The organism is Paenibacillus sp. FSL R7-0216 (genome assembly GCF_037969915.1).
GTDB classification, from domain to species: Bacteria; Bacillota; Bacilli; order Paenibacillales; family Paenibacillaceae; genus Fontibacillus; species Fontibacillus rhizolycopersici.
Window position 1 is genome coordinate 4,038,795 of sequence record NZ_CP150222.1, and the last position, 13,404, is coordinate 4,052,198.

Annotated in this window: 18 protein-coding genes; 5 read left to right on the forward strand and 13 right to left on the reverse strand. The window is 47.8% G+C overall.

Features of this window, described 5'->3' with window-relative positions; translation table 11 throughout:
- Positions 1–39 precede the first annotated feature (39 nt).
- Together MKZ15_RS18470 and MKZ15_RS18475 are read right to left on the reverse strand one after the other, a co-directional pair.
- Complete coding sequence (locus MKZ15_RS18470) at positions 40–966, reverse strand: carbohydrate ABC transporter permease (RefSeq protein ID WP_155606244.1); 927 nt, start codon at positions 964–966, stop codon at positions 40–42.
- Positions 967–985: 19 nt separating this feature from the next.
- Positions 986–1,909, reverse strand: a complete 924-nt coding sequence (locus MKZ15_RS18475; protein WP_155606243.1) for an ABC transporter permease subunit — start codon at positions 1,907–1,909, stop codon at positions 986–988.
- Between the two features lie 356 nt (positions 1,910–2,265).
- Between MKZ15_RS18475 and MKZ15_RS18480 the strand changes: the two genes are divergently transcribed.
- Both MKZ15_RS18480 and MKZ15_RS18485 read left to right on the forward strand, forming a co-directional pair.
- Positions 2,266–4,014: a histidine kinase gene (locus tag MKZ15_RS18480; protein ID WP_339817304.1), complete on the forward strand. Its 1,749-nt coding sequence runs from the start codon at positions 2,266–2,268 to the stop codon at positions 4,012–4,014.
- Positions 4,011–5,636, forward strand: coding sequence for a response regulator (locus MKZ15_RS18485; RefSeq protein ID WP_339817306.1), 1,626 nt, complete (start codon positions 4,011–4,013; stop codon positions 5,634–5,636). Before MKZ15_RS18480 ends, MKZ15_RS18485 begins: the two co-directional genes overlap by 4 nt.
- 171 nt (positions 5,637–5,807) lie before the next feature.
- Here MKZ15_RS18485 and MKZ15_RS18490 read toward each other — a convergent pair whose 3' ends face one another.
- The 3 genes from MKZ15_RS18490 to MKZ15_RS18500 form a co-directional block, all read right to left on the reverse strand.
- Entirely contained in the window at positions 5,808–6,455 is a 648-nt protein-coding gene (locus MKZ15_RS18490) for a FusB/FusC family EF-G-binding protein (protein ID WP_339817307.1), read from the reverse strand.
- A gap of 263 nt (positions 6,456–6,718) precedes the next feature.
- A complete protein-coding gene (locus MKZ15_RS18495) occupies positions 6,719–7,132 on the reverse strand; it encodes a VOC family protein (protein WP_339817309.1) in 414 nt (137 codons plus the stop codon).
- A gap of 12 nt (positions 7,133–7,144) precedes the next feature.
- Positions 7,145–7,600, reverse strand: coding sequence for an NUDIX hydrolase (locus MKZ15_RS18500; protein WP_339817310.1), 456 nt, complete (start codon positions 7,598–7,600; stop codon positions 7,145–7,147).
- A gap of 67 nt (positions 7,601–7,667) precedes the next feature.
- Here MKZ15_RS18500 and MKZ15_RS18505 point away from each other — a divergent pair, with 67 nt between their 5' ends.
- The gene (locus tag MKZ15_RS18505; protein ID WP_339817312.1) at positions 7,668–7,949 is read left to right on the forward strand and encodes a hypothetical protein; all 282 of its coding nucleotides are present in this window, start codon (positions 7,668–7,670) and stop codon (positions 7,947–7,949) included.
- On the opposite strand, the gene MKZ15_RS18510 is transcribed toward MKZ15_RS18505, so the two are convergent.
- The 8 genes from MKZ15_RS18510 to MKZ15_RS18545 all read right to left on the reverse strand — a co-directional run bounded on the left by MKZ15_RS18510 (position 7,946) and on the right by MKZ15_RS18545 (position 11,733).
- Positions 7,946–8,185 carry a hypothetical protein gene (locus MKZ15_RS18510; protein WP_339822508.1) on the reverse strand — a complete coding sequence of 80 codons (240 nt, stop codon included), beginning with the start codon at positions 8,183–8,185 and terminating at the stop codon, positions 7,946–7,948. The two genes, MKZ15_RS18505 and MKZ15_RS18510, sit on opposite strands and share 4 nt — an antisense overlap.
- Before the next feature lie 42 nt (positions 8,186–8,227).
- Entirely contained in the window at positions 8,228–8,428 is a 201-nt protein-coding gene (locus tag MKZ15_RS18515; RefSeq protein ID WP_339817313.1) for a DUF4177 domain-containing protein, read from the reverse strand.
- Entirely contained in the window at positions 8,409–8,960 is a 552-nt protein-coding gene (locus MKZ15_RS18520; RefSeq protein ID WP_339822510.1) for a GNAT family N-acetyltransferase, read from the reverse strand. The genes MKZ15_RS18515 and MKZ15_RS18520 overlap by 20 nt, the downstream gene beginning before the upstream one ends.
- Before the next feature lie 230 nt (positions 8,961–9,190).
- Complete coding sequence (locus tag MKZ15_RS18525; RefSeq protein WP_193417429.1) at positions 9,191–9,613, reverse strand: VOC family protein; 423 nt, start codon at positions 9,611–9,613, stop codon at positions 9,191–9,193.
- A 21-nt stretch (positions 9,614–9,634) separates the two neighbouring features.
- Positions 9,635–10,084: a DUF4275 family protein gene (locus tag MKZ15_RS18530; protein WP_193417428.1), complete on the reverse strand. Its 450-nt coding sequence runs from the start codon at positions 10,082–10,084 to the stop codon at positions 9,635–9,637.
- Positions 10,085–10,122: 38 nt separating this feature from the next.
- On the reverse strand, positions 10,123–10,425 hold the full coding sequence (locus tag MKZ15_RS18535; RefSeq protein WP_339822512.1) for a DUF3977 family protein: 303 nt from the start codon (positions 10,423–10,425) through the stop codon (positions 10,123–10,125).
- Complete coding sequence (locus tag MKZ15_RS18540; RefSeq protein ID WP_339817318.1) at positions 10,418–10,882, reverse strand: NUDIX domain-containing protein; 465 nt, start codon at positions 10,880–10,882, stop codon at positions 10,418–10,420. The genes MKZ15_RS18535 and MKZ15_RS18540 overlap by 8 nt, the downstream gene beginning before the upstream one ends.
- 386 nt (positions 10,883–11,268) lie before the next feature.
- On the reverse strand, positions 11,269–11,733 hold the full coding sequence (locus MKZ15_RS18545; protein WP_193417426.1) for a VOC family protein: 465 nt from the start codon (positions 11,731–11,733) through the stop codon (positions 11,269–11,271).
- 254 nt (positions 11,734–11,987) lie between these two features.
- On the opposite strand from MKZ15_RS18545, the gene MKZ15_RS18550 reads away from it, so the two are divergent.
- Both MKZ15_RS18550 and MKZ15_RS18555 read left to right on the forward strand, forming a co-directional pair.
- Positions 11,988–12,830 (forward strand): sialate O-acetylesterase, encoded by an 843-nt coding sequence (locus MKZ15_RS18550; protein WP_339817319.1) that lies wholly within the window; start codon positions 11,988–11,990, stop codon positions 12,828–12,830.
- Positions 12,827–13,369, forward strand: a complete 543-nt coding sequence (locus MKZ15_RS18555; RefSeq protein WP_193417424.1) for a PadR family transcriptional regulator — start codon at positions 12,827–12,829, stop codon at positions 13,367–13,369. Before MKZ15_RS18550 ends, MKZ15_RS18555 begins: the two co-directional genes overlap by 4 nt.
- The last annotated feature ends 35 nt before the right edge of the window (positions 13,370–13,404 follow it).

The window sequence follows — 13,404 nt, forward strand, 5'->3', positions numbered from 1 at the left end:
CCCCCATTCCATGATTTTACCATGCTTTTTCAGATGGAATTAACTTTTGACCGCGCCGATCATCACCCCCTGATTGAAGTATTTTTGCAGGAAGGGATACACACACATGATCGGTACGGTTGCGACGATAATGACGGAATACCGCATCAGATTCGCAAGCCGAAGGGCGATTTGCGCCGCTTCACCGGTGCCCATGCCGGACTGCATCTGGTTTGTGATCAGGATGTTACGCAGGACGAGCTGCAGGGGATGCAGATCCGGATTTTTTAAATAAATCAAGGCATTGAAGTAAGAGTTCCAGTAACCGACAGCGATCCATAACCCCAGCACCGCGATGATCGCCTTGGACAGCGGCAGCACGACTTGAGCGAAATAACGAAGGTTGCCGCAGCCGTCAATTTGCGCCGCCTCCCATAAATCCTCGGGAATGCTCGATTGGAAGAACGTCCTTGCAACGATGATGTCGTATACGATCACGGAGAAGGGCAAGACCATAACCAGGAACGTATCGTACAGATGGAAGTCCCGGATCGTTAAGAAGGTCGGGATGAGTCCGCCGCTGAAGAACATCGTAAAGATAAAGAACAAAGAAAGGAATTTTCGTCCGACGAGATCCTTCCGCGACAGGGCATACGCCGCCGACACGTTAACGATCAGGCCGATGGCCGTACCTACTACCGTATACAATATCGTGTTTCGGTAACCGATCCAAATATTTTCGTGCTTTAACAGCTCCTTATAGCCTTCCAAAGTAAATCCCTTAGGAACGAACCACACCTGCCCGTTCGCCACGGCCGACGGGTCGCTAAAGGAAGCGATGACGATAAAATACAGCGGATACATCAACACGATCAAAAACAAGACGGCGAAGACATAAAGCAACACTTCCATCACTTTATCGGACGAACGGTTGTTGATCGGCTGCGCGGCTGTACTTGCTGTCGGGCGGATTGCTTCTGCTTCCATCTCTTTCTCCCCCTTTCCCCTACCACAGGCTGTTCTCACTGTATTTCTTCGAAATCTGGTTGACGAGAATCAGCAACAGGAAGTTAATGACGGTGTTAAACAAGTTGACGGCCGAGGAGAAGCTGTATTGGCTGCTCAGTAAGCCGATTTTGTAGATGTAGGTGGACAAGATTTCGCTGGCGGGAATGTTCAGGTCGTTTTGCATCAGATACACCTTCTCGAATCCAACTCCCAGCAGGCCGCCGACTCGCAAAATGAGCAGCGTGATCGCCGTTGGCATCAACATCGGAATATCAATGTAGCGGATTTTGTGCCAGCGGCTGGCCCCATCGACCGTAGCCGCCTCATACAAGCTTGGATCGACCGTAGATAATGCGGCGATGTAAATGATGCTGTCCCAGCCGACATGCTGCCACACATCCGACCAGACGTAAATGCTGCTGAACCATCCCGCCGAGCCGATCAAGTCAGGCGCATCTCCGCCGAACAGTTTGTACAGATTGCCGACCAGGCCGGTGCTTGGGGAGAGCAAGATCAGCATCAACCCGACCATGACGACGGTAGAGATAAAATGCGGCATATACGAGACGGTTTGGAAGAAGCGGCGGAACCGGTTCGCCCGCATCTGATTGACCATCAATGCCAGCACGATCGGAATCGGGAACGTGGCGATGCTATACAAGCTGATAATAATGGTGTTCTTGATCGTCGTCGAAAATTGATATGAGTGAAAAAATTTCTCGAAATGCTTCAACCCCACCCATGGGCTGCCGTCAATGCCCAGCGCCGGGCTGTAATCCTTGAAGGCGATTAACACGCCATACATCGGTTTGTAGGCGAACAACAGCGACAGTATCACCGCAGGCACAAGCAGCAAATACAGCCCCCGGTTTCGATGGATTTGTCCGAGTGTTCGCCTGAAGCCGGCCACATCGGATTTCATGACATCCCCTCCTTCTTGTTCGTGTAGCGTCCGAGGCTCGCCTTCCGCATGTCCGGCGGCTTCCATGTCTTCAGTATAGAGCCCGCCCTGGTGCGTTTATCGGACCTCCTGCTGGCGGAAACCGGACTTTTGCCGCGGGATCCTTTGGGGATCGTGGCTTGGAACTTCATCCAAAGGGAGAGGGGAATAACGGAATCCGGACCCGATTTGGCACTATCCGGACTTTCCGGTGGTGCTGGCTGGATAACGTATTCTTTTTCTAATGGAAGGATTTATAATAGGGGTAAACCGCATTGACAGCGCATTCATGAACGTTCAATTCGAACCAGTTTAGGCAGGAAGAGGCGTGAGGGACTATGGCCAATGACGCAGCAAAAAACAAACAATATCCGATCCGGCATTACGTGAACTTCATGTTCCTGATCTCCTTTATCGTCTTGATCCTGGATTTCGCCATCAGCCTAGCCGCGATATCCATCGTGAAGCAGCAATCCACGCGTTATCTGCAGGATACCGCGGACTTATACATCAACCGAATCAACCACGATTTCGCTTATATCAACCACTATACGGGTTGGACGCTGGCGAACGACGAGAACCTGAAGGCGATGAACGAGAACCCGATGAACAGTGCGGAGTTTTTTGAGGGGAATGAGAATCTGCATAAACGCTTTAATGAGTTGCAAAAAAACTACGGGCAGGAATACAACTTCTTCGTGTATTTGAAGAAACAGGACTTCTTCCTCAACTGCGCGCCGATCAGCATTCCGTATTCGGATTACCTGGAACTGAAGGAGCAGGTCATCGCCAACGTGGAGGCGGGCCGGGACGTGTACGAGAAAATTTACTCCAAGTGGATGCCGGTGGAGATCGGCGGCAGGTATTACATCACGAACATCGTTCCCTATCATGATAGTTACATGATTAGCCTGGTGTCCGCGGATCATTTGATCCGTCCATTACGGGAGCTGAACCTTGGCGAGAACGGGTTCGTCTCGCTGGTTGATGATCGCGGCCAGGTCGTGACCAGCCCGATTTCCAACAACGGCGAACAGCTGGGCGAGAATCCGCAGCCGTCTTCCTTCCTGAAGTTGTTTAAGGGCGGAACTACGGTAAACGGGGAGTTCACGAACGCCTCTTTTTACGTCAAGCTGGTGATTCAGTTCGGGACATTTGAGAAAATCATGATTGCTCAGTTGCTGATTCTCCTGCTCGCCGTCATCATTACTTGCAGCCTCGGGTTCATTCTGCTCTATTTCCGGAATAAGGTCCTTCGTCCGATCAAGAGCTTCTCCTACAACCTGGCCTTTTGGACGGAGGAAGGCGAATTGCTGGAATTCGAAAGCAGTAAAATCATCGAGCTGGAGAGAGCCAATAAGCAATTCATGAACCTGGTCGACCAGATCAAGAGATTCAAAATCGACCTGTACGAACGGGAGTTGGAGAAGCAGCGCATCCAGCTGGATTATATGAAGCTGCAGATCAACCCGCATTTTTTCCTCAATTGCCTGACGAACATTTACAGCATGGCGCAAATGCAGCTGTACCGGGAAATCGAACAGATGGCCTTGTCCACCTCACGTTATTTCCGCTACATTTTCCAAAACGACGGCGATTTCGTGAAGTTAAGCGATGAAATCGAACATGTGAGGATTTATCTCGACATCCAGAAGCACCGGTATCCCAATGCTCTAGCCTATCGCATCGACGAGGGGGTGAATCTAGCAGCGGGGTTCAGGATCCCGCCGCTCGTCCTGCAGACCTTCGTGGAAAACGCGGTCAAATACGCGGTGTCCCGCGTTTCGCAGGTGAACATTGAGCTGACGCTGCAGTTGCAGCAAGAAGATGGCGAGGGGCGCCTGACGATCCGGATCGCCGATACCGGACCCGGGTTCCCGCCGGAGATCCTGGAGGATTTGCGGAACGGGAGACCCCTGGATCAATCTGCGGGGAACCATATTGGAATTATGAACACGTTGCAGCGTTTGGCCTCCCTTTATAGCGGGCAAGCGGCCGTGTCGTTCTCCAACCGGGAGGATGGCGGGGCGTGCGTGATGATATCCCTCCCGGCTGTTGCCGGGGCGAACAGGAGCGTGGCGGTATGAATGCATTGGTTGTGGATGACGATGTTTACGTCGTCGCGGCTTTGGAGAAGAAAATCGAATGGACGTCGCTAGGGATCGAGAAGGTGTATACGGCCAACAACGTCGCCCAGGCTCGTGATATCCTGCAGCAGAACCCGGTGCAAATCCTGATATCCGACATTGAAATGCCTCAGGGAAGCGGACTCGATCTGCTGGCCTGGATCCGGGAAGAGAACTACCCCGTTCAAGCCATCTTCCTGACCAATTACGCCGACTTCAACTATGCGCAGAAAGCGATCGAGCTGCAGAGCTTCGAATATTTCCTTAAGCCCATCGAGTTCGATAAACTGATGCTGATCCTCCGTAAGGCGGTCGCCCGGGCCCAGGAACAGCAGTATCGGGAGAAGGCGATTCAGGAAGGGGTGCTATGGCAGAAGAACCAGGCGAATCTCGTGGAGTATTTCTGGCGCAAACTCGTGAGTGCGAGCACAGCCGCGCCAGTTAAGCCGGCTGCGGTGGCTCAGGCTGTGGAAGATCAGCAGCTCGCCTACCTTTCGACCGACCTTATCCAACCGGTACTGATTCATGTGTTCCCCTATAATGGCAGCCTAGGCCGGGAGGAGAAGGGGTTGTTCGATTTTGCCTTGGGTAATGTGTTGGGGGAGCTGCTGCAACATCCGTGGTTTGCCGTCGAGACGCTCCTGGAGGTGAAGGAGTATCATTGGATCGCTATCCTCAAGTGGAACGCCCCGCCGGAGCCCGGAGTGCTCGCAGAGTTATGCTCCGAAGGGATTCGCAGAGCGAACGGGTATTTGAATTGTGATGCCTGTTGCTGCGTGGGCCTCTCCGGCCGCTTGGAGGACATCGGCCAAGTGATGCACCAGCTGCTGGCGATGAATGACAATTTAACCAAAACCCGCAACCGAACTTACTGGGCGGAGAGCGATTACCCGCAACAGCAACCGGTATACCTCCCTCCGGACTTGAATCGCTTGGAAGAGCTGCTTCATCAAAATGATCCGGCTTCATTTCTAGCCGAGACGTCCCGGTACCTTCGCAGCCTCTTGGACCGCAATACACTGGACTCCTCTTGCCTCGCCTTGTTTCGACTCGATATCGTACAGCTCGTATACGCCTTCCTGAAGGTCAAAGGCATCGAAGCGCACAAATTGTATGCCGCGCGGGCCAACGAGGAGCTATCAGCCGGATCCCTTCATTCGATCGAGGACATGCAGGAGTACGTGACCTATCTGGTCAACACCGCCGTGGCCTATCGAGACTTCGCGGCAGAACCGAAATCGGTTGCCGAGGAGATCAAACAGTATATTCACGCCCATTACGGGGATGATCTGACCCGGAACGGCCTAGCGGAGGTCGTCTATCTTAACCCGGATTATCTGGCTCGCTTGTTCAAGAAAGAGACGGGGATCTCGCTTGGCAGTTACGTCATCCAGGTCCGCATCTCCGTAGCCAAGCAATTGCTTGAGACGTCCAAACTTTCCGTTTACGCCGTGGCGAACCAAGTCGGCTACGCCAACTACTCCTACTTCTCCAAGCTGTTCAAGCAAGAAGTTGGGGTGACGCCCAACGAGTACAAGAAGAACCCGCGGAGTTCGGCGCTCCGGTTGGCGGAGCGGGCTTGAGGAGAGCATGAATAAAGGTCCTTTCCGATTTTATGATAGGGGATAGGACCTTTCTGCTTATGCTCTACATGCGTTGCTTCCGCATCGTTTGGTATCGCCTCCATTTTACTCCTGAAATCCTACAAACAGCAAGAAGACCACCGTTACGCGGTGATCTTCTTGTTTAAGAACTTATTTTCCAACCAACTTCAAGAACTTCTCCAAAGCCTCCGTATCCGTAATGCTGTGGTTGCAGCTCTGGTTCTCTAGACAGACATAATGTCCGTACATGGAGAAGTTATCTGGTGAAGCATTGGCGGATTTGGTTTTCACCGAGAAAAAAGCAAGCTCCTGATGTCGATTGCAGAACAGGCAATACCCTTTCTTGTTTGTCGGGGTAATTCGGCCTTCGATACCGAGGAACCGACCTTCGTGCGGATAGACAAGGAATAGCTTGTTCGTCGCGATATCCACCCAACTCAGATATGTCACGTAACGAAAGTCGATGGAGGCGAGATCCGGTACTTTCAACTTTTTATTTTTAGGGAATAGCTTCTCAATCTGCTTCACCGTAATCGGTGGAAAAGGCTCCATATAGGCCTCGAACGCGCCAAGATACCTTTGGAAATCTTGATCCGTCTCGAGGGAAGCCAGTTGCCCAAGCATCTGCTTCTGATCCTCCGTCAGGATGGGAAAAGCCTCCGCGATTTTCGTAGCGGTACTAAATCTGACGGTCTCCAGAACGCTCCGATCCGAGACGGTACGCAGAGTTTTCTGAAGAAATTCCGCTTGTTTCTTAATCACGTTATACTGGTGGTTTCTAATAAATGGTGTACTCATCGCTTTCAGCCCCTTATTTGTGATGAACTAGACAAATCCAATAAGGTGCAAAGCCTGTTATTAGAAACGATAAAGTTAAGTTTGGGCGATCGAATTCATCTTCTCGCACCCCACGCAAAGTATCGCCCTAGATCAGGCTTTGCATGAGGAATTCCTAGCAAATGAGCAATTGCGAATTGCCATCTGTATAACCCCCAATCCATTTCATAGCCAAAAGTATAACAGCAAGCTCGGGAGGGTGCAATTCCATACGAGGAATCCTGCTAAATCCCTGCCGTGTTCTGCAAAACGATTCTCCAGCCATCCGGGTCGCATAGGGTTACACCCTGGTGCTTCCAATAGGGATTTTCGGGTTCGACTTCGGGGTAACCCATGGAGCTTAATCGTGCGACGATATCATCTCTGGCGTTTCCATCCGGGATATAGAAGACCAATAAATTGTCTTTAGAAGGGGGGAGCACGGGCAGGGCATCGACATGCTGCGTAAACTCCAAGTGATAGTCGACACCCGGTAGTCCAAACATCACCCCATCATAGCCCTCATGCTTTGCAAAAGAACCTACGATTTCTAAGCCAAGTCCTTTCGTGTAGAACTCGATGATCTTATCCAGTTGATGTGTCGGCCGAGCCACGCGAAATTGAACCGCCGGCATTTGCTCTGACCACGGTTGGTTCATAGGAATCCTCCTCTACCATTTTTGAATATAACCCGCTTGCTTTAAAATCATATAACTGTTTGAGTTCAAGTTATGGATCGACTCGTCAAGGGAAAAGTATCTTAAATCGAGACCTTCATCATCGTTGATAGTCGGTGTGCCATGGACACGAACCGCCTCGTATACGGCTATGGCGTTATATACCTCATCCCCATGAGGGTACTTGTAGTAGAAGTCTTCGCCGGACAAATTCGTGATGAAGTTCAATTCTTCCGCCTGAAGCCCTGCCTCCTCAAAAAGCTCTCGCCGTGCGGTTTCCTCAAAGGTCTCTCCGAGTTCCATCGAACCGCCAAGCGTTCCCCAGTCCAGGCTATCCGTCCGCTTCTGCAGCAGTATCTGTCCTTCCGAATTTCTGACGATGATGCTTACGCCAACCATAATGATTGGTCTGGTACCGACTAACTTCCGAAGCTCCATGATGTATCCCATGATATCATCCTCACTTCCCCTTGAAATATGGTATTATGGACAAAAACAAGATGATCGGAGGCACATGATGTATAACGAAAATTGCGATTTGATTCATGCGAATGGAGTGAAGGAGAAGAAGTTGGAAGTGATTGACGGTTGGACGATCAAATATCATGCAAACGGTAAAACCATTTGGTCAAAAGGAAAAATGGTTGGTGACCTACCTGACGGGTATTGGGAATGGTATCGTGCCGATGGAACAATAAAACGGTCGGGATATTTTGAGATGGGCGAGCCTGTCGGAGAATGGATCACCTATGACAGCAAAGGCAAAAAGCACAAATCTACCAACCGTAATAAAGGCTAAGGCCATTTATTGTCTTTCTCATTGCCATGTTTAAAGTTCCCCGTAATTTTGGCCATGACTAACTGGGTTTCTTGATGATCCTTACCTTCAATCGAATTTAGGAATTTCTGACTTGCCTTACCGGAAAGTATCGTAACTCGCTTCCCCTTCCAAAATATAAACACTTTATGATCCTTTGTTAACTGATAAGTGAAAACTTCCTCACTCAGTTTATTTCGCTTGTCGATGTTACCTATATAAATCCCTCCAAAACTTATAACTGGCTTTCGAGGTTATTTTCAATCCACCACGGGTCTCTTAAATACAACGATGACTTCTCTAGATGTCCCTTGACCATAACTTGTATCGAAACAGGACACCACTTCCCATCCGTATTGCCCAAATTGATTTAATTCACGCTCAAACTCCGTCTCATCTACTTTCCCGCCCATAAATCCTCCGGTTTTCACCTTGATGGTTTTATACTCCCATTTGTTCATTGGGTAACCTCCTAATCTGAAATAGAACATGTTCACTTAAAGGACTATCTTTCTCGACTCTTGGGTGGTGGAATCTTTTCACATAATCCATCCCGATTTTTGTCATGACGTTCCTTGAAGGAGTATTGATAACCGCCGTGAAACTATAAATCTCTTGAAAACCCAAATGGGTAAATCCATACTGCAAACAGGCCGCGGCCCCTTCCGATGCATACCCCTTGCCCCGAGCTTCTTGTTTCAGTCGCCAACCGATTTCGATGCATGGCGTGAAGTCCGCCTCAAATGTGACTTTGCGAAATCCGATAAACCCTATAAACTCCTGGGTCTCCTTGACTTCGACAGCATAGAGTCCAAAACCGTATGCTTGAAATTCAGATAAAATGGATTGATAAAGCTCGTTTGTTTCTTCAGACGATAAGGTTTTCGGAAAATACCTCATCACCTGTTCATCCGCATTAAGTTGACGAAAGGGGGCCAAGTCGCTCTCTTTCCAATCCCTCAATTGCAGTCGGGTCGTTTCTATGTATATCATTTTATACCCCCATTTTCGGTTACTAGCCAAGTCTTAGCCTCTTCTGGATCCTACAATAGCCAGTCTCTCTATATACAAGCTCATTCTACTTAGGTTATTGATAAATTCACTTATGACCCGGTCTGTAATAGATGTCTTATACCCATCCACCCAAATCTTTAAGTAGTAAGGAAACATTGACCCTCCCGGAGATTTTATGCTGATCATTATCGCACACCTCCCGTGATTCGTTATTTCATCCGTTTCATCATGGGATGATCTTCTTTAAGCTGCAGTAAGTCCCACAGGTTACCATATAGATCCTTAAATACTGCTACAATTCCGTATTCTTGCTCTTTCGGTTCTCTAACAAATTCAATCCCTTTTGAGATCATATCTTGATAATCTCTCCAGAAATCATCTGTATTCAGAAATAGAAAAACCCTTCCTCCGGCCTGATTCCCAATAAACGATTCTTGCTCCGGTGTCGAAGCCTTCGCGAGCAATATGGTCGTACCTACTGAGCCCGGCGGACTAACAACAACCCAGCGTTTGTCTTGTTCGGGCTGATAAGTATCCTCTACTAAGGTGAAATGCAATTTCTTCGTATAAAAATCTATAGCCTCATCATAATCCTTAACAATAAGTGCGATATGGACGATGGATTGAATCATGATCTTTATCCCTCAATTCAATTATTGATTATTGGAAATGCTCAATTGATTGATATCACTTTCCCGATTCATTGTATAGAAGTAAGGGCCACACATCTCCTCGTGCGTATGGACATAGGTCCAGGTATAATCTACATCGAAAATATAGATATCTTGTTCACGATCGAAATCCGAAGACTCTAGCCCATTCGCGTTTTTGCAGCGTAAGATCTCCGGCGAGTTTTGATACATGACGTACACTTCACTTTTTTCTATCGAATCAAAAGCTCTTCGGGCCTCCTCCATCTTCAAACAGTTCTGCTGCTCATAACTGAACATGTGCCACTTAAACTGACTATAATAAACAGCCTCTTTGATCTCGGCGCTAATATTTTGGGCAAAAGTGTTATCCCATCGTTCAACGATCTCTTGAGTTTCATCATAAATCTCGGTAATGCATACTCCCTTTGAAAGAAGGTGATGAACCAGCATATGGGCCTCCCTTGGAAATACGTAACTCCTTCTATGTATCAAACGCCATAGAATCCAAGTATAATTTTGAAGTTTTTATTACTTTTGGTCTGAACCTTTACACCTTCTCTAAGATCAAGAATCAAAACTCTTCTTCTGATCCATAGTCTGAAATAAACTGATTTCAATTTGAACGGTCTTACGATTCCTTTAATTTCGGTCTCGGTTCCATCTTCGTGCTCTATCTCCGTTCTAATAAGCCACGTGTTACCGATCCCAATCTCAATATACTTTTTCAACGAGCCCTTGGTCCGAATTTGTTCTCGAATCACTTCTTCACGAAATCCAGTGGAACTATGCATCTTCAAATGTACTTTCAAAGTAAGGACCTTTGGTACCACGTATGTAGTTCATAATAAGTTTTCTCATTGGCTCGGGAAGTAAATTGTGGCGATCCATCTCATCTACAGGGATCCAATAAAATTCTAAATGATTCTCTTTCGATTCGGGGTTCGTTCTGGGATCTACATTTGCTAATTGGGTAACAAACACATGATTTATTTCTTGATGGTACACGCCTTCGTCTTCGTAGCCAGCTTCAACTGCCCCAAGATAAGAGCCCACCTCACTGGATAACCCAAGTTCTTCCTTGATTTCTCTGTACAATGAGCTTCTAATACTCTCATGAAACTCAACATGTCCTCCAGGCAAAAAGGCATTATCCATCCCTTTGCAATGAGCAACTAAGAGATGCCGATCCGTTAGGAACACCCCTCGAGCCAGCACGTGATATTTCGTGGTTGCTTTTTCCTGTATCACACTGAACCCTCCTAAGCAATTTGCGGCTATTTATAGATGGACTTATCTATGACTGATTTCTCCTCATTCTTTCTTCAAGTCTCTTTATTTCATCGTTAGCTTCTTTTATCAAAACCTTCAGAGCTACTCCTGCAACTAACGAAGAAATCGAAACCCCAAAGCAAACGATCATCCAGACGGTTCCTCTCAGATCATTGGTGAAGTTATACGAGAGAACTTCTGTGAACTGGCTACTTGCGAAGAAGATGAGAGATAGAATGAGAAACAGCACAAATAGGGTAAGTAGGAAATTGGATAGCTTGTTAGTTTTCTCGAAAAATAACATCATCTTAACTCCTCTTATTCCATTCGCTTTAATCAACTCATCCAACGATAGCGTGAGATCATTAGGGTTGCCAAACCTCCCATACGTTACCGTCGGGATCCGCGAACGTTACATTGGGTCCACTTGTCATACGCTCTCCCAAAATATTCACTCCGTTTTCTTTGAAGCGTTCTCGCAACACTTCGATCCGTGGAGTAATGAAACATGCTATCGCATGCGGCTTACCGCTGTCCAATGTCCATGAGAAGCGTAAACGGCCGCCTTCTTCGTCCGATTGGTGTAAGAACAGAGCGGGCACAACTTGTCTTAAGCCAGGTGAAGGTAAGTTACCGTTCCGATCCGGCATATTCATCACAGCCATCGTCATCCCGGGTTCAACTCGATTGCTGTCTGCAGGTTGGTATCCCAAATTCTTTTGGTACCATTGAATGGACTCGTAAACATCATTCACCGGTACATAGATACAAGTGATCCCCGTAATGTCTTCATGTTTTTCCTGTTGCTTAATCTCCTTATTTTCTTCCATATTCGCTTCCTCCCTCATCATTCTCCTCTGTTAGGCTCCTTCAAGCCTACTAACAATTCCTATTTACTACACAAAATGCCCCAACCCAAGATAGCTCTTATCTTAGGTTAGGGCGTTTGTCGTCAGAGCTTCTTCCATGATTATACATCTGTTCACCAATACCAGCTACATTCATTTGACTATAAACTGAGCATACGATATGCTAACGATAGTCTAATTAGACTATAAGAGTAACATAAAGGAGTTAGGCAGAGATGAAGTCATTTTTAATGTTGGGCCAGTCGAACATGGCGGGCCGTGGATTTTTGCATGAAGTCGATCCGATCTATAATGAAAAAATAAAAATGCTGCGCAACGGACAGTGGCAGATGATGACAGAGCCGATCAACTACGACCGTCCCGTTTCTGGAGTAAGTCCGGCAGCGTCATTTGCCGATGCCTGGTCGAAAGCTCATCCCGATGAGGAAATTGGGTTGATTCCTTGTGCGGAAGGAGGCAGCTCCTTGAATGACTGGCATCCGGAAGGCATCCTGTTTCAGCATGTTTTGTCCGAAGCCCGCTTCGCCCAGCGTTCCAGCCAAATCTGTGGAATCCTTTGGCACCAGGGGGAAAGCGACAGTTATGGTTCGCTGCATGAAACGTATAACGAGAAATTCGCCTTGATCATCGAAACCCTGAGAAACGAACTGAACTTGAAAGATGAGGTACCGCTGATGATTGGCGGGCTTGGTGATTTCCTGGGAAAAACCGGTTTTGGACAGCACGCGACAGAATATCGGCAGGTTAACGCGCAATTGCAGCGCTACGCCAAGGAACACCCGAATTGTTATTTTGTCACGGCGGCAGATTTGACCGCGAATGCAGATGGCATTCATATCGACGCGGTTTCGCAACGTAAATTCGGCTACCGTTATTTCGAGGCGTTCTCGAATGGGTGTCATGTTCTGGAACCCCTCCCTGGAGAAGAACAGTCGCTGAAGGCGAAGCGCAACTATTCGAAAACCGAACAGATTTACCTCCATAGCATGGATTTGGCCTTGGGTAAAATCACGTACGCGGAGTTCGAGGCACGGATGGCGAAGGTGATGCAGAATTGATCCCCTTACTCATTCTTGGCTTACTTCTCCAAAATCCCGGTGCCCACGGATACGAACTATTGGCCTTCATGGAACAACGCCATTACAAGTACATTGTCAACTTCACGAAAGGCTCGTTTTATTACAATTTGCAGCAATTAGAAGAGAAGGGGTGGATTAAACAGATTCAACAGGAGCCTTCAACCCGCGGACGCGAAACTCGGAACTTCAAAATTACCGAGTCCGGAAAGGCTGAATTCGAAAAATTGATGGTCAAATACGGCACCCAATCGGAGTATGTGAACCTGCAATTTTATGGAGCGCTGCTTTTTGCCGATGAATACGACAAGAACAAGCTGTTGGAGCTGATTCAATCGCAAATCGATCAGACGAAAACCCGAATTGCTCTCCTTGACGAGTACCTATCCAACACGCAGGAAGTTCCAGATCAAATTGATTACTATCGCCGAATGAATGAAAATTCCCGTTCCCATCACTTGGTCAATTTAGCGTGGTTTGAACAATTAAAAGCTGAAATTGAAGGAACCCCAGGGGCATAGATCCCCTTAATAGAATATTAGCAAATCAAACGATC